A 21,412-nucleotide genomic window follows, 5' to 3' on the forward strand; every position below is an offset into this window, starting at 1 on the left:
GGCCGGGGTGGCGGCCGCCGCCTGCGCGGCGGGCACGAGGCCGGGGGCGGCAGCGCCGACGAGGGCGGCCGCCAGCCAGCGGTGGCGCCGGCGGGAGCCGTCCTCGGCGGGCGCCGCGTCGGGGGCGTGCTCGTGCGTCTGCTCGAGGGTCGTGTCGTCTCGGCTGTCGGCCATGCGGGGGGTCCTCCGCGCTCGGGGCTCGTGGGGGCTCGGGGCTCGTGGGGGGCTCGGGTCCGCCGGTGCACCGGGGGCAGCCGGGACCGGTGGTGCTGGCGGTGACGATGTTGCTGGAGGTGACGGGTGTTGCCCGGGAAGCTATCCCAGCGGACGCCCAGCAGCCCGCCCACCCTGCGTGAGACCTGCGTCGCACGGGGGGACGTGGGGCGGGGTGTCGCGCGGAGCCTCCCGGCAGTGGCAGGCTTGGTGCGTGGTCGCACCCCTCCGAGCCGACATCGCCCGCGAGCAGGGCGACGAACTGGACGATCTCGTCCCCGACTGGCTGAACGTCCCCGACGCCGCCGAGCGGATGGGCACCGACGCGGGCGCCGTGCGCCGGATGCTGCAGGAGCGTCAGCTCCTGGCCGTCCGGCGCACCGAGCGCAAGATCGTCATGGTCCCCGCCGACTTCTGCACGCCCGAGGGCCCGCTGCAGCACCTGCGCGGGACCCTCTCGGTGCTGCTGGACTCCGGCTTCAACGACGTGGAGACCATCCGCTGGCTCTTCACGCCGGACGAGAGCCTGCCCGGCACCCCGGTCCAGGCCATGCAGGCCAACCGCAAGACCGAGGTCCGGCGCCGGGCGCAGGCCCTCTCCTTCTAGCCGGCCCGCCCGCCTTCCCGGCCCCGCGGAAATCGCGTAGCCGGGATCTTGCGCGCTTCCTACGCTCCCGGGATGCTGCTGCGCGCGGAGGAACCCCGCGACCACGGACCGGTCCGGGAGCTGCACCTGCTGGCCTTCGGCGACGAGCACGGGCTCGTCGTCGCCGACCTGGTGGACGACCTGCGGACCTCGATCACGCCCGAGATCGGCGGGTCCTGGGTCGCCGAGGCCGACGGGGCCGTCGTCGGGCACGTGATGCTCACCCCGGCCCTGCTCGACGCCCCGCGGCGGCTCGTCGACATCCAGGTCCTCAGCCCCCTGGGCGTGCGCCCCGACCACCAGCGGCGGGGCATCGGCGCGACGCTGGTCGACGCGGGGGTGCGCCAGGCCGCCGGGCGCGGGGTGCCGATGGTGCTGCTCGAGGGCGATCCGCGCTACTACTCCCGCCTGGGCTTCCTGCCCGGGGCGGACTTCGGCCTGCGGCGCCCGTCGCTGCGCGTGCCGGAGGTCGCCTTCCAGGTGCTGCCGCTGCCCGCCCACGAGCCGTGGATGACCGGCACGCTGGTCTACCCGGACGTCTTCTGGCGCCACGACGCCGTCGGCCTGCGCCCGGACGCCGCCTGACCCCGGGCTCTCCCGGCCCGCCGGCTCAGGCGGTCTGCCAGCGCCGCTCGCGACGGCGGGCGGCCTGGGCGCGCGCGAGCCCGGGCAGCGCCACGCCCAGGCGGCGCGGCATCCCGACGGCGACGCGCCGGGTGAGCGAGTCGTAGCCGGCCGCCTCGACCGCGTCGAGGATGTCGCCGTAGAGCAGGTAGGCCGTGCGCAGGCAGTCCCGGCTGGTCGGGTGGACCATCGCGATGCCGGGCTCGGCCTGCGCGTACAGCTCGCGCGTGCGGGCGACCTCGAAGGCGAGCAGCGCGCGGATGCCCGGGGTGATCCGCCCGCTCCGGCGGGCCTCGAAGAGGTCCTCCTTCGTCACGCCGTGCGCCGCGAGGTCCTCGAGCGGCAGGTAGACGCGGCCGCGGTCGAGGTCCTCGCCGACGTCGCGGATGAAGTTGGACATCTGGAACGCCTCGCCGAGGGCGCGGGCGGGCTCCTCGGCGCCGGGGGCGACGGGTTCGAGCACGGGCAGCATCTGCAGGCCGATGACGGCCGCGGAGCCGTACATGTAGTGCCGCAGGTCCTCGTAGGTCGCGTAGTCGGTGACGTCGATGTCCATCCCCATGGACTCCAGGAACGCCTCGACGTGGGCGCGGGGGACGTCCCAGCGCCGCATCGTCGCCGCCATCGCGCGGCCCACGGGCTCGGTGCCGTCGCCGCCCGCGTCCAGGGAGGCCAGGAAGGCGTCGCCCCAGGTCAGCAGCGCCTGCGGGTCCGGGTGGGTGAGGGAGTCGACGAACTCGTCGGCGTAGCGGGCGAAGCCGTACAGGGCCCAGACGTAGGGCCGCTTGGCGGGCGGCAGCAGCAGCGTCGCGAGGTAGTACGTCTTGCCGTGCTCGGCGTGCAGCCGCCGGCACTGCTCGAAGGCGGCGCGCAGGCCGGGGTCGGTCAGGGCCGGATCGGTCCGGGCGGCGGCGTCGAGGTCGCGGGTGCTCACCGCCGGAATCATGCCCGGCGCCCGCGGTCGGCCGCACCGCCCCCCGCTGTTCACCGCCCGTGCATGCACAGGCCTGGTCACGCCGTGGGCGCCGTGCGAGGATCGGCCTCGTTCCGGGCCGCTGTGCATGCAGAGTCCCGATCGACGGCGAGAGGGGCTGACGTGCGTGCGAGCGAGCGGGCCTACGCGCGGCTGCGCGCCGACGTCCTCGACGGCGTCCTCGCCCCCGGGACCGTCCTGGCCGAGGTCGAGCAGAGCGTCCGCCTCGGCGTCTCCCGCACCCCCGTCCGCGAGGCGTTCGCGCGCCTGCTCACCGACGGTCTCGTCGCGCCCCTGCCCGGCCGCGGCCTCGTCGTGACGCGGCTGTCCGCCGTCGGCGTCGACGAGCTGTACGAGGTGCGGGAGGCGCTGGAGGAGCAGGCCGTGCGCCTGGCCGCCCGCCGCGGCGACCCGGCCGTCTTCGCGGCCCTCGCGGCCCGCTTCGGCGACGCGCCGGCCCTCGTGGAGGCCGGGGAGGACGGGCTGCGCCGCTACTACGACCTCGTCGGGGAGTTCGACGCCGCCCTGGACGCGGCCGTCGCCAACGCCCACCTCGTCGCGGCGCTCGCCACCGTGCGCACCCACCTGGTGCGCGTGCGCCGCCTCGCCCGCCACGACCCGGTCCGCCTGCGCCACGCGGCCGAGGAGCACCAGCTCATCGCCGAGGCGGTCGCCGCCGGCGACGGCGGCCTGGCCGCGCACGCCGTGCACGTGCACCTGCACCGCAGCCGCCGGCAGTTCCTCGCCGCGGTCACCGCGGCCGACGACGCGGTCCCCCCAGAGCCACCGGTCCCCGCCGAGCCACAAGCCCCCGCCCCCCGTCCCCAGGAGGTCTCCGCGTGAAGACGCACCCCGTCCGGGTCCACCGCAGCGATGCCGGTCTGCCCCGCGAGTCCGAGCTCGCCTGGCGTCTCGCCGAGGTCGCGACCGACCCCGTCGCCGTCGACGCCGATGTCGCCGAGGTGGTGGCCGACCGGGTCATCGACAACGCGGCCGTCGCGGCGGCCTCGCTGCTGCGCGGCCCCGTCGTCGCGGCGCGCGCTCAGGCGCTGGCCCACCCGCCGTCGACGGGCGGGGCGGGCGGGATCGTCGTCGGCACGAGGACCGCGGTGTCGCCGGAGTGGGCGGCCTGGGCCGGCGGCGTCGCCGTGCGCGAGCTCGACTTCCACGACACGTTCCTGGCCGCCGAGTACTCCCACCCGGGCGACAACGTGCCCGCGATGATCGCGGTCGCCCAGCACCTCGGCCTGGACGGCGCGACGCTGCTGCGCGGCATCGTCACGGGCTACGAGGTGCAGGTGGACCTGGTGCGGGCGATCAGCCTGCACGCCCACAAGATCGACCACGTCGCGCACCTCGGGCCGTCCGCGGCCGCGGGGATCGGGACGATGCTCGGCCTGCCCACCGAGACCGTCTACCAGGCCATCGGGCAGGCCCTGCACACGACGACGGCGACCCGGCAGTCGCGCAAGGGCGCGATCTCGACGTGGAAGGCGCACGCCCCGGCCTTCGCCGGGAAGATGGCCGTCGAGGCGGTGGACCGCGCGATGCGCGGGCAGACCAGCCCCGCCCCGATCTACGAGGGGGAGGACGGCGTCATCGCGTGGCTGCTCGACGGCCCCGACGCCGCCTACGAGGTCCCGCTGCCGGAGCCCGGCGAGTCCAAGCGGAGCATCCTGGACACCTACACCAAGGAGCACTCCGCGGAGTACCAGGCGCAGGCGCTCATCGACCTGGCCCGCCGCCTCCACCGCGCCCGCCCCGAGCTCGGCGACCCCGACCGCGTGGCCTCGATCGTCATCTCGACCTCGCACCACACGCACTTCGTGATCGGCTCCGGCGCCAACGACCCGCAGAAGTACGACCCGACAGCGAGCCGCGAGACCCTCGACCACTCGATCCCGTACATCTTCACCGTGGCCCTGCAGGACGGCGCGTGGCACCACGTCGACTCCTACGCGCCGCAGCGCGCGGGCCGCCCGGACACCGTGGCGCTGTGGCAGCGCACCACGACGCGCGAGGACCCGGCGTGGACGGCGCGCTACCACTCCACCGACCCGGCCGTGAAGGCGTTCGGCGGCCGCGTCGAAATCACCCTGACCGACGGCTCCGTCGTGGTCGACGAGATCGCCGTGGCCGACGCCCACCCCCTGGGGGCGGCGCCGTTCGGCCGCGCGCAGGAGGAGGCCAAGCTCCGCACCCTGGCCACCGACGTGCTGGGGGCCGCGGAGATCGACCGGTTCCTCGACCTCGCGCGGCGGCTGCCCGAGCTCGACGCCGCGGGCGTGCGCGACCTCGGCGTCGTCGCCCCGCCGGAGCGGCTCGCGACCGTCGACCTGCCCACCGGCCTGTTCTGAGAGGGAGTTCCGCGATGCTCGGTTCCACGACCACCCCCGCCGCCAAGCGCGCCGCGTTCCGCGCGGGCCTCGCGAGCGGGGAGCTCCTGCGCTTCCCCGGCGCCTTCAACCCGCTGTCCGCCCGCCTGGTGCAGCGCAAGGGCTTCGAGGGGGTATACCTCTCCGGCGCCGTGATGTCCGCGGAGCTCGGCCTGCCCGACATCGGCCTCACGACGCTGTCGGAGGTCGCGGGCCGCGCCGCCCAGGTGGCCGGCGCCACCGACCTGCCCGTGCTCGTCGACGCGGACACCGGGTTCGGTGAACCGCTGAACGTGGCGCGCACCGTGCAGGCGCTCGAGGACGCGGGCGTCGCCGGCCTGCACGTCGAGGACCAGGTGAACCCCAAGCGCTGCGGGCACCTCGAGGGCAAGTCCGTCGTCGACGAGGCCACCGCCGTGCGCCGCATCCGCGCGGCCGTCGACGCGCGCCGCGACCCGGGCCTCGTCGTCATGGCCCGCACCGACGTCCGCGGCATCGAGGGCCTCGACGCGGCGGTGCGCCGCGCCAAGGCGCTGGTCGACGCGGGCGCCGACGCGGTGTTCCCCGAGGCGATGGCCGACCTCGCGGAGTTCGAGGCCGTCTGCTCCGCCGTCGACGTCCCCGTCCTCGCGAACATGACGGAGTTCGGGCGCAGCGACCTGTTCACCCACGCCCAGCTGCGCGACGCGGGCGTGGCCATGGTCATCCACCCGGTGTCCCTGCTGCGCCTGGCGATGGGCGCGGCCGTCCGCGCCCTGGACACCCTCGCGGCGGAGGGGACGCTGGCGCCCGAGGTGGGTTCCATGCAGACCCGCGCCGACCTCTACGACCTCCTGGACTACGCCGAGTACGGGCAGTTCGACTCCTCGGTGTTCGACTTCAGCCTCGACGGCAACCGCTCGTCCTGAGCGCCCGTCCCCCCAGCACCCGAACCTCGCGAAGGAGCGACATGCCCGCAGACACCGCGGCAGAGCAGACCCCGGCCGCCGCACCGGAGATCCACAAGGGCCTGGCCGGGGTGGTCGTCGACACGACGGCGATCTCCAAGGTCGAGCCCGCGACGAACTCGCTGCTCTACCGCGGCTACCCCGTGCAGGACCTCGCCGCGCACTGCTCCTTCGAGGACGTCGCGTGGCTGCTGTGGACGGGGGAGCTGCCGAGCGAGGCCGAGCGCGCGGAGTTCGCGGCCACCGATCGCGGACAGCGCGAGCTCGACCCGCGGGTCGCCCGCGTGGTCGACGAGCTCGCCCCGACCGCCCACCCCATGGACGTCGTGCGCAGCGCCGTCAGCGTCCTCGGGGCGCTGGACCCCGACGCCGCGGACTCCAGCCCGGCCGCGGAGCTCGCCAAGGCGCAGCGGCTGTTCTCGGCGCTGCCGACGGTCGTGGCCCGCACCCAGCGCCGCCGCCGCGGCCTGGAACCCGTCGCGGCGCGCGAGGACCTGGACCACGCCGCGAACTTCCTCTTCACGACGTTCGGCGAGGAGGCCGACGCCGAGGTCGTCGACGCGTTCCGCGTCTCGATGGTGCTCTACGCCGAGCACTCCTTCAACGCCTCGACGTTCACGGCGCGCGTCGTCACCTCCACGCTGGCCGACCTGCACTCCGCGGTCACCGCGGCGGTCGGCGCGCTCAAGGGCCCCCTGCACGGCGGGGCCAACGAGGCCGTGTGGGACGTGTTCGAGGAGATCGGGCTGGGGGAGGGCTCCCCGGCGCGCGCGGAGGCGTGGCTCGAGTCCGCCCTGGCGCAGAAGCGCAAGATCATGGGGTTCGGGCACCGGGTCTACCGCTCGGGCGACTCGCGCGTGCCGACCATGCGCGCTGCGCTGCAGCGGCTCACCGACGCGGCCGGGCGCGACGACGTCGTCGAGCTCTACGACGCCCTCGAGGCGGCCATGACGTCGCGCAAGAACATCCTGCCGAACCTCGACTACCCCTCGGGCCCCGCCTACCACCTCATGGGCTTCGACACCCCGATGTTCACGCCGCTGTTCGTCGCGGCCCGCGTGACGGGCTGGACGGCGCACGTGATGGAGCAGCGGGCCTCGAACTCGCTCATCCGGCCGCTGTCGGCGTACTCCGGGCCGGCCCCGCGGGAACTGCCGGCCTGAACCACGCCGTCTGAACGACGCAGGGACGACGAGGGGCGCCCGGGTCCACCCGGGCGCCCCTCGTCGTGCTCGTCAGCGCCGTTTCGCCAGCGCTGTGCCCGTCAGCGCCAGGCGCGCGAGCGGTAGCTGCGGTCCCTGCCGGTGATGCGCTCGGCGGCCAGCCGGCCGGAGACGAGGACCATCGGCACGCCGACGCCGGGCTGCGTGCCGGAGCCCGCGAACACCACGTTGTCGCCCCAGAGGTTCCCCGGGCGGAACGGGCCGGTCTGGCGGAACAGGTGCGAGGACGCGAACGGCGCCCCCGCCTCCATGCCCTGCCGCTCCCAGTCCGCGGGCGTGATGACGTCCTCCACCTCGACGGCCCCGTCGAAACCCGGGTAGCCGCGCTCGGTGAGCACCTCCATGACGTGCTCGCGGTAGCGCGGAGCCAGGCGGTCCCAGTCGACGGGGGAGGACCCGGCGGCCAGCGACGGCGTCGGGAACAGCACGTAGTAGACGTGCTTGCCGGCCGGCGCGAGGCCCGGGTCCGACACCGTCGGGCGCGAGACGAGGATCGACGGGTCGCTCATCAGGCGGCCGTCCACGAGCTCGTCGAACACCTGCTCCCACGCCGCCCCGAAGTGGATGGAGTGGTGCACGGGGTCGGGGTAGTCGGCGCTGGAACCCACGTGCATGAGGAAGCACGACGGCGAGTACGTCAGGTGCCGCACGCGCCACGGGTCGGTGCCCAGCAGGTCGCGGTGGGCGACCGGGAGGTCGGGGTTCAGCACGACGACGTCCGCGGCGAACCGGCGCCCGTCGGTCGTGATGACGCCGGTCGCGCGGCGGCCGGTGCGCTCCACGCGGGCGACCTCGGTGCCGTAGTGGAACGTCACGCCGTGCTTCTCGGCCGCCGCGGCCATGGCCGTGGGGATCGCGTGCATCCCGCCCTTGGGGAAGAACACCCCGGCGACGGTGTCCATGTACGCGATGACCGAGTACAGGGCCAGCGCGTCGAACGGGGACACGCCCGCGTACAGGGCCTGGAAGGAGAACATCCGCTGCGTGCGCGGGTCCTTGAGGTACTTCGCGACCTCCGGCGCCATCTTCTTGAACCCGCCGGCCGCCAGCAGCCGCACCAGGTTCGGCTTGAGCAGGTCCAGCGGCGTGTCGATGTTGGAGTCGATGAAGTCGCGGATCTCGTAGCGGTACAGGTTGCCGACGTGGGCGACGAAGCGCCGGTACCCGTCGGCCTCGGCGGCCCCGCAGAGCTCCTCGATGGCCTGCGCGGTGCGCTCGACGTCGGCGGAGACCTGCAGGCTCGAGCCGTCGGCGAACGTGCCGCGGTACAGCGGGTCGACGGGCTTGAGGTCCAGCCAGTCGTGCATGTCCTCGCCGAGGGAGTCGAAGCAGTCGGCGATGAGGTCGGGCATGGTCAGCACCGACGGGCCGGTGTCGAAGCGGTACTGCCCGTCCGGGACGTCCTTGACCGACAGCCCGGCGCGACCACCCGGGACGTCCTCGCGCTCGAGCACCGTGACGTTGCGCCCGGCGCCGGCCAGGCGCATGGCGGTGGACAGCCCCGCGAGGCCCGCCCCGACGATGACGACGTCGTCCGTGGCGCCCTCGACTCGGCGGGTGCGGCCGGGCAGCCAGTCCAGGGTCCGCGTGGCGCGGCTCACGAGCGGCGGGTGGTCGCGGCGACCACGAGCTCGTGCAGCGCGGCGCGGGCGGGTTCGGTGAGCGCGGCGGCGTCGAGGGTCTCGCACGCCACGTCGACCTGCTCGGCGATGAGGGCCTCCACCCCGGCGAGCGCCCCGGTGTCCACGAGGACCTCGCGCAGCTGCTCCACCCCCGCGGTGTCCAGGTCCGGGTCGCCGAGCAGCCGCTCGACCACCTCGGCCTGCTCGGAGGTGGCCGAGGCCACCGCGTAGGCCATGAGCACGGTCCGCTTCCCTTCGCGCAGGTCGTCGCCTGCGGGTTTGCCGGTCTCACCGGGATCGCCGAAGACGCCCAGGACGTCGTCGCGCAGCTGGAACGCCTCGCCGAGGGCGAGGCCGAACGTCGAGTAGTCCGCGACGAGCCCCTCGTCCGCACCGGCGAGGCGGGCACCCAGGAGCAGGGGGTGCTCGATGGAGTACTTCGCGCTCTTGAAGCGCACGACGCGGCGGGCGCGCTCGACGGCCCCGGCCGCGCCCTGCTGGGCGCAGGAGGCCTGCTCGAGCATGTCGAGGTACTGCCCGCCCATGAGCTGCGTGCGCATGGTGTTGAACACGGTGCGCCCGCGCAGCAGCGCCTCGGGGGCGAACCCGGCGCGCGCGAACAGCTCGTCGCTCCACGACAGGCAGAGGTCACCGGCGAGGACGGCGCCCGCGAGGCCGAAGCGGCTGCCGCTGCCGGCCCAGCCCGCCTGCGCGTGCATCGCCTCGAAGCGGCGGTGGGCCGCGGGCTGGCCGCGGCGGGTGTCGGAGTCGTCCATGACGTCGTCGTGCATCAGCGCGGCGGCCTGGAACAGCTCCAGCGCGGCCGCGGCCTGCACGATGTCGTCCTCGTCGCTGCCGCCAGCCCCCAGGTAGCCCCAGTAGCAGAACGACGGACGCAGGCGCTTGCCGCCCGAGAGCAGGGTCGCGATGGCGTCGAGCATCGGCGAGCAGTCGGGGCTGACGGTCTCCAGGACGGCCGCCTGCTCCTCCAGGAACTCTGTCAGCACGAGTTCGACGCGGTCGCGCAGCCCCCGTTGTCCGGCGGCCGACGTGGTCGGCGGCGCGGTCGTCTCGTCGAGCGTCTGCACGCTCGCGCGCGGGGCAGGGGGCGTGGGCGGCACAGGCGAACTGTAAGCACGCTTCCAGCGACCTGCTAGCCCGCCCCGCCGCCTGCGGGGGCGCCGCCCCGCCCGCGCCGGTGGGCCCGCGCGCCCCCTAGGTTCGGCGTGTGAACCGCGACACGTACCTGCAGCGGTGGTCGGCGCTGCACGGCGGCGCCGCACCCACTCCGATCGTGCGGGGCTGGCTCACCGGCGTGCACGCCGTGGCGGCCCCGCTGGCGGCCCTGCGCGTCCCGCCGGCGGCCGTGACCCTGGCCGGGGCCGTGGGGTCCGTCGTGGCGGGCGTGCTCGCCGTGCGCGCCGGTCCCGGCGGGGCCGGCGCGGTGCTGGCGGCCGCGGTGCTCACCGTCTCCGGTCTGCTCGACAACCTCGACGGCGCGGTCGCCGTCATCTCCGACCGGGTGGGCCGCCGGGGGGCGCTGCTCGACGCGGCCTGCGACCGCCTGGGCGACGCGGCCTGCGCCGTCGTGCTCTGGGGGTGCGGGGCGCCGGCGTGGCTGGCGCTGCTGGCCGGGGGGCTCGCGCAGTGGCAGGAGTACGTGCGGGCGCGGGGCCAGGGCCTGGGGGTGACCGAGGTGGGGGTCGTCACGGTCGCGGAGCGGCCCACCCGCATCTCCATCGCGGCGGCGACCGCGGCGGCCACCGCGATCGTGCCCGAGGTGGGCTGGGCGACGATCGGGACGGCCGTGTGGGCCGCCCTCGGGGTCGTCGGCTTCGTGCAGCTCTGGATCGCGCTCTCGCGCCGCCTCGGCTGAGGCGCCTGCCCGGGCGGGCGCACCGTCCGGGGCGGGGGTCAGGCGGGCCCGACGAGGTCGGCGACGATGCGGGCCGAGAGCCCCACGAGCGGCAGGCCGCCACCGGGGTGGGAGGTCCCGCCGACCAGGTACAGGCCCGGGACGGGCGAGGCGTTCGCGGGGCGCAGGAACGCCGAGCGGGCCCCGTCGCTGGAGGTGCCGTAGATGGCCCCGCCGTCGCTGCGGGTGTGCTCGGCGAGGTCCGCGGGCGTGCGGACCTCGCGCCAGCGCAGGCGGTCGCGGACGTCGAGCCCGCGCTCGGCCATGATCTCCAGCACGCGGTCGGCGTAGCGCTCCGCGAGGCCCTCCTGCCGCCAGTCGGTGCCGCCGGGGGCGCGGCCGCCCGGGTCGTGCACGGGCGCGTTGACGAGCACGAACCACGCCTCGCTGTCCTCGTCGGGGCGCAGCGCCGGGTCGTCGGGGGCGCTGACGTACACCGTCGGGTCCTCCACGGGCCGCCCCGCGGCGAGCGCCGTGAACTCCGCCTCGTAGTCGCGCGGGAACAGCACCGTGTGGTGCCGCAGCCCGGGCGTGCGCCCGTCCAGCGCCAGCAGCAGGACGAACCCCGAGGAGGAGCGGCGCCGCGGCGAAGGCCGCAGCCGGGGCCGGGGGAGCAGGTGCTCGTACAGCTGGGCGGCGTCGACCGCGGACACGACGACGTCGGCGGGCAGCTCCTCTCCGCCGGCCAGACGCACCCCGCTGGCCCGGCCCGCGCGCGTCAGGACGGTCTCGACCGGGCAGGACGTGCGGATCTCCACCCCGAGCTCGCGGGCCCGGTCCGCGACCGCCTCGGCGAGGCCGCGCAGCCCGCCGCGCACGTACCAGGCGCCGAAGGACTGCTCCACGAACGGCACGGTGGCCAGGGCGGCGGGCGCCTTGGCGGGGTGGGAGCCGGAGTAGGTCGCGTAGCGGTCCAGCAGCACGCGCAGCCGCTCGTCGGTGAGGTACCGGCGGCCGAGGCCGCGCAGGCTGCGCCAGGGCGCGACGGTGCGGACGTCGGAGGCGCTGCGCGCCAGCCGCAGCAGGGTCCGCGGCCCCTGCAGCGGGGACTCGAGGAACGGTTCGCGCGCGACGTCCCAGATCGCCGCCGCGCGCTGCAGGAACGCCGTCCACTGCGCGCCCGCGCCGCCGCCCAGCGCCTCGTCGAGAGCCGCGGCGACCTGCGCCAGGCCGCCGCCCGGCAGGTCGAGCTCGGTGCCGTCGCCGAAGCGGTAGTGCGCCACCGGGTCCAGCGCGACGACGTCGAGCACGGACTCCAGCGGGGCGCCGGTCTTGAGGAAGAGGTCGCGCTGGACGGCGGGCAGCGTCAGCAGGGAGGGGCCGGTGTCGAAGGAGAACCCGTCGCGGCTGAACCAGCCGAGCTTGCCGCCGACGGTCGGGCCCTGCTCGCAGACCGTGACCTCGTGACCGAGGGCGGCGAGCCGGGCCGCGGCCGAGAGCCCGCCCAGGCCGGCGCCGACGACCACGACGCGGCGGGGGCCGGCCGTGCGGGGGCCCGGGGTGCGGCGGTCCGTGCTGGTGGCGCTCACGCGAGACGACGTCCCTTCCACTGCAGTGCGCCGCGGCCGCGGCGGCGCCACGAGTCGCCCAGCAGGCCGACGAGCAGCGCGACGGAGACCGGGTGCGCGAAGGCGTCCGGCAGCGAGCGCCCGCCCGTGCGCTCGGCCGCGGCGTAGCGACCCACGACGCCCGCGAGGTACCCGGCGGCGCCGACGCGGGAACCGCCGAGGGCGGCGAGCGGGGGCACGACGTAGCTCAGGAGCAGCCCGGCCGCGACGCCCGCGGCCGCGGGGCGGCTGCCGAACGCCGACCACAGCGACTTCGCGTAGCCCTCGCGCAGCTGCGCCCAGCTGCCGTACATGCGGCAGGTCGCGAGGTCGGTGCCGTCGGCGACCCCGCCGCTGCCGCCCGCGGCCTTCACGGCGCGCAGCAGGGCGATGTCGTCCAGCACCTCGGTGCGGATGCCGGCGTGCCCGCCCGCGCGGCGGTAGGCGAGGGCGTCGACGAGGAGGAACTGCCCGTTCGCGGCGGCCAGCGACGGGCGGGGGGAGACCTCCGCCGCGCGCAGCGGCAGCGTCGTCAGCCAGGACCACTGCAGCAGCGGCTGCACCAGGCGCTCGCTCCAGGTCAGCGCGACCTGCCGCGGGTAGGGGCACACCAGGTCCAGGCCGGTGCTGCGCAGCAGGTCCGTGCCCGCGGCGAGCGCGTGCGGGGCCAGCACCACGTCGGCGTCGACGAAGACCAGGACGTCGCCGTGCGCCGCGGCCGCCAGGCGCGCGCACGCGTGCGGCTTGCCCAGCCAGCCCGCGGGCAGCGGTCCCCCGCGCAGCAGCGTGACCCGGGCGTCGCCCGCGGCGATGGCCTCCACCACGTCGGCCGTCCGGTCGTGCGAGGCGTCGTCGTAGACGAGCACCTCGTAGGCGCCCGCGGACACCTGGTCGAGCAGGGCGGCGAGGCACGGCCCGACGCGCTCCTCCTCGTCGCGCACCGGGAGCAGGACGCTCAGCACCTCCTGCGCCGCCGGCGGCTCCACCGACGGCCGGCGCAGGGACCGCGCGTTCAGCAGCGAGTGCGCGGTCAGGGCGGTCGCCGCGGCGGAGCCCGCCCACGTCAGGGCCCGCAGCGCGGTCGCGGTGCGGCTCACCGGCCGGGCCGGCGGTCGGCGAGCACGCTGCGCAGGTACGGCGCGGCGGTGAGGCCCATCGCGAGCCCGCCCCACGCCGCGACGGCCGGGCGGCGGAAGAAGACGGCGTTGCCGAGCGTGGAGCCCAGCCAGGTCCAGCCGAGCAGCCAGCCGGGCACGGTCTGGCTGGCCCCGGCCGCGGTGTCCTCGTCATCGGTGTTCCTGCGCGCGGTGTCCTCCGGGACGACCGCGTGCAGCGCCGCGCAGATCACGACGGCCGTGAGGACCCAGCCGGCGTAGTTCGACAGCGGGATGCCGGGCAGGCCCGGCAGGTGCGGGTGGGGGGTGCTGAACGACCAGTGCCCGGCCGCCGTCATCTGCGGGTCCAGGAACAGGTCCCAGCTCGCCAGGGTCCACGCGGCGGCCCCGACCACGGCGACGTCGCGCGCGGCGCCCGTGCGGTGGCGGGCGAGGCGGCGCCCCAGCTGCACGGCGGGGTGGGCGACCATCGTCCAGGCCAGCGGCACGACGACGGGCACGTGCAGGACCTGCGGGCCCAGCGTCCCCGCGTAGCGGTAGCGCCCGAACGGCCGGCCGGTGCGGGTCCCGACCGCCTCGGCGATCAGGCCCAGCCCGCCCGCGACGCCCAGGGTGAGCGCGGCCCGCCCCGGTCCGCCGCGCCGGGCCGCGTCCGCCAGCGACGCCCCGGAGAACAGGGCGACGGAGCCGATGGTGGTGCGCCGCAACGCTTCTCCGCGCAGCAGCGGGTGGGCCACCTGGCTGAGGACGGCGGCCCCCGTGAGGGCGCCCGTCAGCAGCCGGCCGAGGTCGGGGAGCACGGGCTCACTCTAGGGACCCGCGACGACACGGCCTCCCGGGCCTGGTCCCGCGCAGAGCGGTGGGGGTTCAGCCGGCGACGGCGTCGAGCAGGGGGTTCCGCCCGCCGACGCTGCCCTGCACCGACAGCACCGCGAACCGCGCGAACAGCTCCTCGGCGTACCAGCCCTCCGTGGGCGTGCGGGCCATGACGTCGCGGTGGGCGGGGCCGCGGTGGGCGAAGCGGCGCAGCGCGGCGGTGTCGTCCCACAGCGAGAACGTCCCCTGGTAGCCCAGCGGCGCCTCCCCGAGGCCGAGGGCCAGGCGCAGCCCGGTGCCCCCGCCGAGCTCGGTGGAGACCGGCGGGACGGCCGACCAGAAGGAGGCCGCGCGCCGCAGGTGCAGGCGGGCGCGGGTGATCGAGGCCACCGGCCCCTCGTGGGCCAGGGCGGCCGTGGTGTCGGCGGGGCCGAAGGGCTCCCGCCCCGACCACCGCCCGCGGCTGGTCAGCGGCCGCAGCCGCACCGCGAGGCGCTCGGACGCCAGCCGCCCCCAGGCGCGGACGGTGCGGGAGGTCTCGAAGGCGTCGGCGGCGTCGGGGGAGTCCCACGCCACGACCGCCGCCCAGCGCAGCGGATCGGCGTCGCGCACGGTGAAGGTGCGCCCGTCGCCGGTGCCCAGCATCTTGGCGAAGGTGGCGCCCGGGGTGCGGGCCAGGTGCACGCGGTCCAGCGCCATCCGGGTCAGGGCGGCCGGGACCCGTTGCGGCGCAACGGTCCACAGGTGCAGGGTCACGCAGGCCGGGGCGGCGGGGGTCACGTCGGCGACCCTACGTTCCCGCCGGGCCCAGCGCCCCACCGGCCGCCTCCTCGCCGCGGGCGACCTGCTCGCGCACCAGCCGCACGACGTCGTCCGGGCGGTCCCACGCGGGCACGTGCCCGCACCGCTCCAGCCGCACCCACCGCGCCTGCGTCGGCGCGCAGTCGGCCCGCAGGTGGCGCGGCGGCAGGATCCGGTCGCGCGCCCCGACGACGACGAGCACCGGGGCCCGCACGTCGGCGGCGCGCGTGAAGGCGCCCGCGGCCAGGGCCGCGTCGGCCGCGGCGTAGCCGGGGGCCCCGGCGACGGCGGCCAGGGCGTCGCGGGCCACCTCGGGCGGCAGGGCCCGCGGCGCGGCGCTGGTCGCGGTGAAGGCGAGGGTGCGCACCAGGCGCGTGCCCAGGACGTCCGGGGGCAGCCCGCCCGCCCACCGGGCGAGCTGCTGACCCGTCGGCAGCAGGGGCGGGCGCCGCCGCGGCCGGGTCCACAGGCCCGCGGGGGCCAGGGCGGTGACGCTCGCGACGACCGCCCGGTGCCCGTCCGCCCCCGCTCCCGCGCCGTCGTCGGCGGCGGCCTCGAGCACGACCCAGCCGCCGAGGGAGTGCCCCAGCAGGTGCACGGCCCGGCCCCCGTCGGCGCACCGGCGGGCGAGCCGCAGCAGCCGGCGGCCGAGCTCGGGTGGGGTCATGGCGCCGGCCGCGTCCAGCGCGGGGCTGCCGCCGTGGCCGGGCAGGTCGACGAGGACGAGGCGGTGGTCGCGGGCGAGCTCCGGTGCCACCAGGGCCCACCCGGTGGAGGCGCTGCCGAGGCCGTGCACCAGCAGCAGGACGGGCGCCTGCGGCCCCGCGTCGTCCACCCGGGTGACGACGAGGCCGTCCTCGACCTCGGCGTCGCCCGTCGCCGGCCCGTCCGGCGCGGGAGGATCGGAGGCGTTGCGGCGCAACGCTCCTCGCCGTCCGTCACCGTCCGCCCGCCCGGCGGTGCCTGCCCTGCGTGCCATGCCCGCGACCCTAGGTGCCCGGTCCCGCCACCGCTGCGCGAGGTCGCCACCGTGCGTGACGTTCGGCGACTCTGCGTGGAATCGGCCCTCGCTTCCCGTTGACGGCCGGAGGGCCTCGTGGTGTACCTTCCAGAACGTGTTCGAACGCGTGTTCGATCACTCTGCGACCGCTCGGCGGCGCGGTGCGAGGGAGAGGGGAAGCTCCCGCGCCCGCGCCGCCGAGCGCGTCGTCGCGAGCCGCTTCCCCCGGCTCGCCGACTCCCCGGGGCCCGCCCCGGAACGGTGCGGCGATGAGGAGGGGTGAGGCGTGGTGCGACGGTTCTCCGACACGATCCACGTGCGGTCCGGTGTCCAGGACGGCGCGGAGGGTGTCCCGGTGCAGTTCCTCTGGCGAGGACGGCTCTACGTGGTCCGCGACGTGCTCTCGCACTGGCGCGAGCGCAGCGCCTGGTGGGAGCACTCGGCCGTCGCGGCGGTCCACGGTGACGCCGACGCCCCCGCGAGCACCGCACCGGCCTCCGGCGGCGTCGGCACGGCCGTCCGCCGCGTCCTGGAGGTCGGCGTCCTGGAGCGCGTGGTGTGGCGCGTGGAGGCCAGCGCCGGCCGCGCCGGCGTGGTCGGCGTCTACGACCTCGCCCACCCCGCCCGCCCCGGCACGGCGGCCGTGTCGGAGGTCCCGGCTACACCTGTCCCCGAGGACGAGTGGCAGCTGCTGCGCGTCAGCGACTGACGCGGCACCACCCCGTCCCCGGCACGACCCCCCTGCAGCGAGGAGCTCCCGATGACCACCGCGCTCGACACCCGTGACCCCTCCACCCGCGCCCCCCTCACCAGCGCCGCGCTCGACCTGCTCGACCGCTCCGACGCCGAGCTGCGGGCCGCCCTCGGCAGCGACGACGCGGGGGAGCGCTACGTCCACGCCCACCTCGCCGCGCTGCGGGCCGGGGCCGCCGTCGTCGCCGTGCGCGGCCGGCCCACCTCCCCGCGCCGGGGCGGTCCCCGCAGCGTGTGGGAGATGCTGCCGCGCATCGCCCCCGACCTGGAGCCCTGGGCGGCGCTGTTCGCCGCCACCGCCGGCCGCCGCGCCGCGGTCGAGGCCGGCCGGGACGGTCTCGTCGACCTCCCCTCCGCCGACGCGCTCCTGCACGAGGCGGAGCAGTTCCACCACGTGGTGGAGTCGGCCCTCGGCCTGACGCGCCTGCAGCCGCTGGCCGGCTGACGCGAGCGCGCCCTCCGGCGCACCCCCGGGGCCCCGCCCCCCGCCCGGCTCCGCCGGGCAGACCACCGCACCGCTGCCGCTCCGTCCTTCCCCCGGGCGCGTTCGACAGAGGACGTCACCACATGTCCAGCCCGCACCTCCCGTCCAGCCCGCACAGCCGGCTCAGCTCCTCCGGCCCGCTGGACCCGCACGACTTCACCCACCTCCACGTCGCCTCCGGGTACTCGATGCGCTACGGCGCCTCGACCCCCGCGGCCCTCGTCGCCCGCGCCGCCGACCTGGGGATGTCCTCCCTCGCGCTGACCGACCGCGACGGCCTGTACGGCGCCGTGAAGTTCGTCCGCGCCTGCCAGGAGACCGGGCTCGCCCCCGTGCTCGGCGTGGACCTCGCCACCGCCGCCACCGGCCTGGTCGCGGGCCTGCCCGCCTGGGCCGACCCCTCCGTCGCGGCCCACCGCCGCACCCCCGTCCGCGGTGGCGCCACGGTCGACCCCCGCCTGCCCCGCGCGACCGTGCTCGCCCTCGGCGACGCCGGCGCCGGTCAGGGCTGGGGGGCGCTGTGCGAGCTCGTCAGCGCCACCCACCTCGCGGGGGAGCGCGGGAGCCCGGTCAGCTCCCTCGAGCTCGTCGCGGCCCACGCCGCGGCCCCCGACGGCGCCCCGGCGCTCGCGGTGCTGCTGGGCCCCGCCTCGGAGGTCGGCCGGGCCGTCCTCGCCCGCCGCGACGACCTCGCCGCCACCGTCCTGCGCCGCTGGCAGCAGGCGCTGCCCGCCGGGTCGCTGCACGTCGAGGTCGTCTGCCACCACGGCCCGCAGGACACCCCGGCCAGCGCCGAGCACGCCGGGAGGATGCTCGCCCTGGCGCGCGCCGCGGGCGTGCCCGCCGTCCTCACCGGTGCCGTGCGCTACGCCGACCCCGACGGCGCCCCCACGGCCGACCTGCTGGACGCCGTGCGCCGCCTCGTCCCGCTGGACACCCGGCACCTGGACCGCACCACGGGCCAGGGCCACCTGCTGCCCGCCGCCGACATGGTGCGCACGGCGGTCGACGTGGCCCGGGCCGCGGGCGGCCAGGACGCCCTCGCGGCGGCCCGCGACCTGCTCGCCGCGACGGCGGAGCTCGCCGCCCGCGCCCGCCTCGACCCGCGCGCGGACCTCGGCATGGGCCTGCACCACCTGCCCGACCACGCCGCGCTCGGGCTCGCCGACGGCGACGACCCGGACGCCGTGCTCCGCGCGCGCAGCGAGGCGGGCCTGCACCGCTGCTACCCGGGCGCCGACGTCAAGCGGGAGGCCGCGGTGCGCCGCCGCCTCGACGACGAGCTCGCGATCATCCGGTCGGTGGGCTTCGCGACCTACTTCCTCACCGTCGCCGACGTCTGCGACCTCACGCGCGAGCTCGGGGTCCGGGTCGCGGCGCGGGGTTCCGGGGCCGGCAGCGTCGTCAACCACCTGCTGGGGATCTCCGGGGTCGAGCCCCTCGAGCACGGCCTGCTGATGGAGCGGTTCCTCAACCCCCGGCGCGGGCAGCTGCCGGACATCGACCTCGACGTCGAGGCCGCCCGCCGCGAGGAGGTCTACGAAGCGGTCCTCGACCGCTTCGGCGGCGGGCGCGTGACGTGCGTGTCGATGATGGACACCTACCGGGTGCGCCACGCGGTGCGCGACGTCGGGGCCGCGCTGGGCCTGCCGCCCGTCGAGGTCGACGCGATCGCCACCGCGTTCCCGCACCTGCGGGCCCGCGACGCCCGCAGCGCCATCGCCGAGCTCCCGGAACTGCGCCGCAGCGGGCTCGGCGAGCAGCGCCTCGACGTCCTGTTCGACCTGGTCGAGCGCCTCGACGGCCTGCCCCGCCACATCGCCCTGCACCCGTGCGGCGTGGTGCTGTCGAACCCCGGGCTGCTGCGCCGCACCCCCGTCGAGGCGAGCTGGCGGGGTTTCCCCATGAGCCACTTCGACAAGGACGACGTCGAGGACATGGGGCTGCTCAAGCTCGACGTCCTGGGGATCCGCATGCAGTCCGCGATGGCCTACGCGGTGCAGGAGGTCGCCCGCGTCGACGGCGAGCAGGTCGACCTCGACGACCGCTCCCAGGTCCCCCTGGACGACCCCGCGACCTACCGCCTCGTGCAGTCCGCGCGCACCCTGGGGTGCTTCCAGATCGAGTCGCCCGGCCAGCGCGAGCTCGTCGGCAAGTTCGCGCCGTCGACGTTCGCCGACATCGTCATCGACATCTCCCTGTTCCGGCCCGGGCCCGTGAAGTCGGACATGGTGAACCCCTTCCTGCGGGCCCGGCAGGGCTGGTCCGCGCCGCAGTACCTCGACGACCGGCTGCGCCACGTCCTGGAGCAGACCTACGGCGTCGTGGTGTTCCACGAGCAGGTCATCGAGCTCATCCAGGCCACCACGGGGCACGACCTCGCGCTGGCCGACGAGTACCGCCGCCACCTCGGGACCCGCGCGGGCCAGGACGAGATGGAACCCCAGTTCAAGCAGCGCGCCCTCGAGCACGGGTACCCGGCCGAGACGGTGGAGAGGATCTGGGAGGTCCTCAAGGCGTTCGCCTCGTTCGGGTTCTGCAAGGCCCACGCCGCCGCCTTCGCGCTGCCGACCTACCAGTCGGCCTGGCTGAAGACGCACCACCCGGCGGCGTTCCTCGCCGGGGTCCTCACCCACGACCCGGGCATGTACCCCAAGCGCCTGATCCTCGACGACGCCCGCAACCTCGGCATCGCCGTCCTGGGCCTGGACGTCAACGCCTCGGGCGACACCTACCGCGTCGAACGCCTGGACGCGGACGGCCCCGCGGACGGGGACGACGACGGTGGCGACGACGGGGGTGCCGACGACGGGGACCGGGAGACCGGCGACCGGGAGGACGGGTACCGGGACGGTGCGCACCGCGGGCGCGGCCCGACCCAGGGCCTGCTGAACCCCTGGGAGGTGGGCGAGGCGGTCCGCAACCCCGACGGCCTGGGCGAGGGCATCGCCGACGGCACGGGGTACGGGATCCGGCTGTCGCTGGCCGAGGTCAAGGGCATCTCCGAGGCGGAGGTCGCCCGGATCGTCGCGGGGCAGCCCTACCGCTCCCTGGCCGACCTCTGGCACCGGGCCCGGCCCTCGCGGCCGATCGCCGAGCGCCTCGTGCTGGCCGGGGCCGTGGACTCCCTGCACGGGCTGCGCCCCGTGGGCCGCGCCGGCACCCCGCCGGCCCGCCGGGGCCGTACGACGCGCCGCGACCTGCTGCTGCAGGTCGCGGAGCTGGACCGCTGGACCCGCAGCGGGGCCGGGGCGCCCGCCCCGCGCCGCTCGCGCGCCGCGGTGGACCGCGGCGCTGGCGCCGCGACGGACGTGCGCGAGGCCGCCTCCCGGCAGTCGCGCGCGCCCCGCGGGGCCGACCACCACGACACCACGGTGCAGCTCGCCCTCGACCTGGGCGACGCCCCGGAGGAGGTGGTCCCCAGCGGCCTGCCCGAGATGACGGGCGCCGAGCGCGTGCGCGCGGAGATCGACGTGCTGGGCCTGGACGCCAGCGCGCACGTCGTCGACTTCTACGCGCCGCTGCTGCGGGCGCTGGGCACGACCTCGGCGCGCGACCTGCTGCGGCAGCGCAGCTCCAGCGAGCTGCTCGTCGCGGGCGTCAAGGTCGCCACCCAGACCCCGCCGGTCCGCTCGGGGCGCCGGGTCGTCTTCCTGACCCTCGACGACACGACGGGCCCGCTCGACGCGACCTTCTTCGAGGACGCCCAGGGCCCCTACGCCGCCACCGTCTTCCACTCCTGGCTCCTCGTGGTCCGCGGGGTGCTGCGCCGCACCGGACCGCGCGGGGTGTCGATGCGCGCGACCGGCGCGTGGGAGCTGCCCGCGCTGTGGGACGCCTGGAGCAGCGGGGGGATCGACGCCGTGCGCGCGATCATCGACGCCGCCCCCGTGCCGGGCTACGACTCCGCGGCCGCCGTCGCGGGGGCCGCGGCCAGCCGCTCGTCGCGGCCCGTGGTCTCCCGGCCCCCCGTGGGCGGTGGCCCGATGGGCGACCGCGCCCACCCCGCGGCGCACGCCGAGGAGCACGGCCGGGCCGGGGGGATGGGCAGCCGCCGCGTGCTGGTGCACGCCAGCGGCTTCCGGCAGTCGCCCTACGCCGACGTCCGCCCGCCCGGCGAGGACACCCGCAACTCCCGGTCGATGGCCCGGCGCAGCACCCCCGAGCCGGTGGAGGCCGCCGCCGGGGAGGCGACCGCTCCCGCGGACCCGTCCACGGAGGCCGCGGGGACCCCCGCCGGGACCCCCGCGGGGACGGGTCACCGCCACGGCACGCCGCGCAAGCTGTGGCACTCCAGCCAGGGGAGCTCGGGGTGGTGACCGCGGCCTCCCGCACCCCGGCGCGGGCTGCGCGGGCCG

At 76.7% G+C, this 21,412-nt stretch carries 18 protein-coding genes; 10 read left to right on the forward strand and 8 right to left on the reverse strand.

Going from position 1 to position 21,412, the window contains the following annotated elements:
* Window positions 1–427: 427 nt before the first annotated feature.
* Window positions 428–820 carry an Rv2175c family DNA-binding protein gene (locus F1544_RS18265; RefSeq protein ID WP_308470163.1) on the forward strand — a complete coding sequence of 131 codons (393 nt, stop codon included), beginning with the start codon at window positions 428–430 and terminating at the stop codon, window positions 818–820.
* Between the two features lie 72 nt (window positions 821–892).
* Window positions 893–1,444, forward strand: coding sequence for a GNAT family N-acetyltransferase (locus F1544_RS18270; RefSeq protein WP_167587559.1), 552 nt, complete (start codon window positions 893–895; stop codon window positions 1,442–1,444).
* Between the two features lie 25 nt (window positions 1,445–1,469).
* On the opposite strand, the gene F1544_RS18275 is transcribed toward F1544_RS18270, so the two are convergent.
* A complete protein-coding gene (locus F1544_RS18275; RefSeq protein ID WP_308470164.1) occupies window positions 1,470–2,417 on the reverse strand; it encodes a phytoene/squalene synthase family protein in 948 nt (315 codons plus the stop codon).
* Window positions 2,418–2,579: 162 nt separating this feature from the next.
* On the opposite strand from F1544_RS18275, the gene F1544_RS18280 reads away from it, so the two are divergent.
* Genes F1544_RS18280 through F1544_RS18295 form a run of 4 tightly spaced genes read left to right on the forward strand, consistent with a single transcriptional unit; the run spans window position 2,580 to window position 6,941 of the window.
* Complete coding sequence (locus F1544_RS18280) at window positions 2,580–3,299, forward strand: GntR family transcriptional regulator (protein WP_167587561.1); 720 nt, start codon at window positions 2,580–2,582, stop codon at window positions 3,297–3,299.
* Window positions 3,296–4,813: an MmgE/PrpD family protein gene (locus F1544_RS18285; protein ID WP_167587562.1), complete on the forward strand. Its 1,518-nt coding sequence runs from the start codon at window positions 3,296–3,298 to the stop codon at window positions 4,811–4,813. Before F1544_RS18280 ends, F1544_RS18285 begins: the two co-directional genes overlap by 4 nt.
* A 14-nt stretch (window positions 4,814–4,827) precedes the next feature.
* Complete coding sequence (prpB, locus tag F1544_RS18290; protein WP_167587563.1) at window positions 4,828–5,739, forward strand: methylisocitrate lyase; 912 nt, start codon at window positions 4,828–4,830, stop codon at window positions 5,737–5,739.
* A 41-nt stretch (window positions 5,740–5,780) separates the two neighbouring features.
* Window positions 5,781–6,941: a bifunctional 2-methylcitrate synthase/citrate synthase gene (locus tag F1544_RS18295; RefSeq protein WP_167587564.1), complete on the forward strand. Its 1,161-nt coding sequence runs from the start codon at window positions 5,781–5,783 to the stop codon at window positions 6,939–6,941.
* A gap of 101 nt (window positions 6,942–7,042) precedes the next feature.
* On the opposite strand, the gene crtI is transcribed toward F1544_RS18295, so the two are convergent.
* Both crtI and F1544_RS18305 read right to left on the reverse strand, forming a co-directional pair.
* Window positions 7,043–8,602 carry a phytoene desaturase family protein gene (crtI, locus tag F1544_RS18300; RefSeq protein ID WP_167587565.1) on the reverse strand — a complete coding sequence of 520 codons (1,560 nt, stop codon included), beginning with the start codon at window positions 8,600–8,602 and terminating at the stop codon, window positions 7,043–7,045.
* Complete coding sequence (locus F1544_RS18305) at window positions 8,599–9,651, reverse strand: polyprenyl synthetase family protein (protein WP_244309086.1); 1,053 nt, start codon at window positions 9,649–9,651, stop codon at window positions 8,599–8,601. The genes crtI and F1544_RS18305 overlap by 4 nt, the downstream gene beginning before the upstream one ends.
* Window positions 9,652–9,851: 200 nt before the next feature.
* Between F1544_RS18305 and F1544_RS18310 the strand changes: the two genes are divergently transcribed.
* Window positions 9,852–10,499: a CDP-alcohol phosphatidyltransferase family protein gene (locus F1544_RS18310; protein ID WP_167587566.1), complete on the forward strand. Its 648-nt coding sequence runs from the start codon at window positions 9,852–9,854 to the stop codon at window positions 10,497–10,499.
* Window positions 10,500–10,537: 38 nt separating this feature from the next.
* On the opposite strand, the gene F1544_RS18315 is transcribed toward F1544_RS18310, so the two are convergent.
* The 5 genes from F1544_RS18315 to F1544_RS18335 form a co-directional block, all read right to left on the reverse strand.
* A complete protein-coding gene (locus tag F1544_RS18315) occupies window positions 10,538–12,067 on the reverse strand; it encodes a phytoene desaturase family protein (RefSeq protein WP_167587567.1) in 1,530 nt (509 codons plus the stop codon).
* Window positions 12,064–13,182 (reverse strand): glycosyltransferase family 2 protein, encoded by a 1,119-nt coding sequence (locus F1544_RS18320; RefSeq protein ID WP_308470166.1) that lies wholly within the window; start codon window positions 13,180–13,182, stop codon window positions 12,064–12,066. Before F1544_RS18320 ends, F1544_RS18315 begins: the two co-directional genes overlap by 4 nt.
* Window positions 13,179–14,000, reverse strand: a complete 822-nt coding sequence (locus tag F1544_RS18325) for a carotenoid biosynthesis protein (protein ID WP_167587568.1) — start codon at window positions 13,998–14,000, stop codon at window positions 13,179–13,181. The genes F1544_RS18320 and F1544_RS18325 overlap by 4 nt, the downstream gene beginning before the upstream one ends.
* A 67-nt stretch (window positions 14,001–14,067) precedes the next feature.
* The gene (locus tag F1544_RS18330) at window positions 14,068–14,796 is read right to left on the reverse strand and encodes a monooxygenase (protein ID WP_308470167.1); all 729 of its coding nucleotides are present in this window, start codon (window positions 14,794–14,796) and stop codon (window positions 14,068–14,070) included.
* A 10-nt stretch (window positions 14,797–14,806) separates the two neighbouring features.
* On the reverse strand, window positions 14,807–15,796 hold the full coding sequence (locus tag F1544_RS18335; RefSeq protein ID WP_167587569.1) for an alpha/beta fold hydrolase: 990 nt from the start codon (window positions 15,794–15,796) through the stop codon (window positions 14,807–14,809).
* Between the two features lie 307 nt (window positions 15,797–16,103).
* Between F1544_RS18335 and F1544_RS18340 the strand changes: the two genes are divergently transcribed.
* The 3 genes from F1544_RS18340 (at window position 16,104) to F1544_RS18350 (ending at window position 21,373) form a co-directional block, all read left to right on the forward strand.
* Complete coding sequence (locus F1544_RS18340) at window positions 16,104–16,526, forward strand: DUF6504 family protein (RefSeq protein ID WP_208972151.1); 423 nt, start codon at window positions 16,104–16,106, stop codon at window positions 16,524–16,526.
* Between the two features lie 51 nt (window positions 16,527–16,577).
* Complete coding sequence (locus F1544_RS18345; RefSeq protein WP_167587570.1) at window positions 16,578–17,015, forward strand: SAV_6107 family HEPN domain-containing protein; 438 nt, start codon at window positions 16,578–16,580, stop codon at window positions 17,013–17,015.
* 122 nt (window positions 17,016–17,137) lie between these two features.
* The gene (locus F1544_RS18350; protein WP_167587571.1) at window positions 17,138–21,373 is read left to right on the forward strand and encodes a DNA polymerase III subunit alpha; all 4,236 of its coding nucleotides are present in this window, start codon (window positions 17,138–17,140) and stop codon (window positions 21,371–21,373) included.
* The last annotated feature ends 39 nt before the right edge of the window (window positions 21,374–21,412 follow it).

Origin of the sequence: Kineococcus rubinsiae (assembly GCF_011839805.1) — a bacterium.
In the GTDB taxonomy this organism is placed as follows: domain Bacteria; phylum Actinomycetota; class Actinomycetes; order Actinomycetales; family Kineococcaceae; genus Kineococcus; species Kineococcus rubinsiae.

Bases quoted from the DNA above. Each gene is read 5' to 3' on its own strand.
- F1544_RS18270 (WP_167587559.1), top strand. From the start codon at position 893: ATGCTGCTGCGCGCGGAGGAACCCCGCGACCACGGACCGGTCCGGGAG.
- prpB (WP_167587563.1), top strand. From the start codon at position 4,828: ATGCTCGGTTCCACGACCACCCCCGCCGCCAAGCGCGCCGCGTTCCGC.
- F1544_RS18295 (WP_167587564.1), top strand. From the start codon at position 5,781: ATGCCCGCAGACACCGCGGCAGAGCAGACCCCGGCCGCCGCACCGGAG.
- F1544_RS18335 (WP_167587569.1), bottom strand. From the start codon at position 15,796: ATGGCACGCAGGGCAGGCACCGCCGGGCGGGCGGACGGTGACGGACGG.
- F1544_RS18345 (WP_167587570.1), top strand. From the start codon at position 16,578: ATGACCACCGCGCTCGACACCCGTGACCCCTCCACCCGCGCCCCCCTC.
- F1544_RS18350 (WP_167587571.1), top strand. From the start codon at position 17,138: ATGTCCAGCCCGCACCTCCCGTCCAGCCCGCACAGCCGGCTCAGCTCC.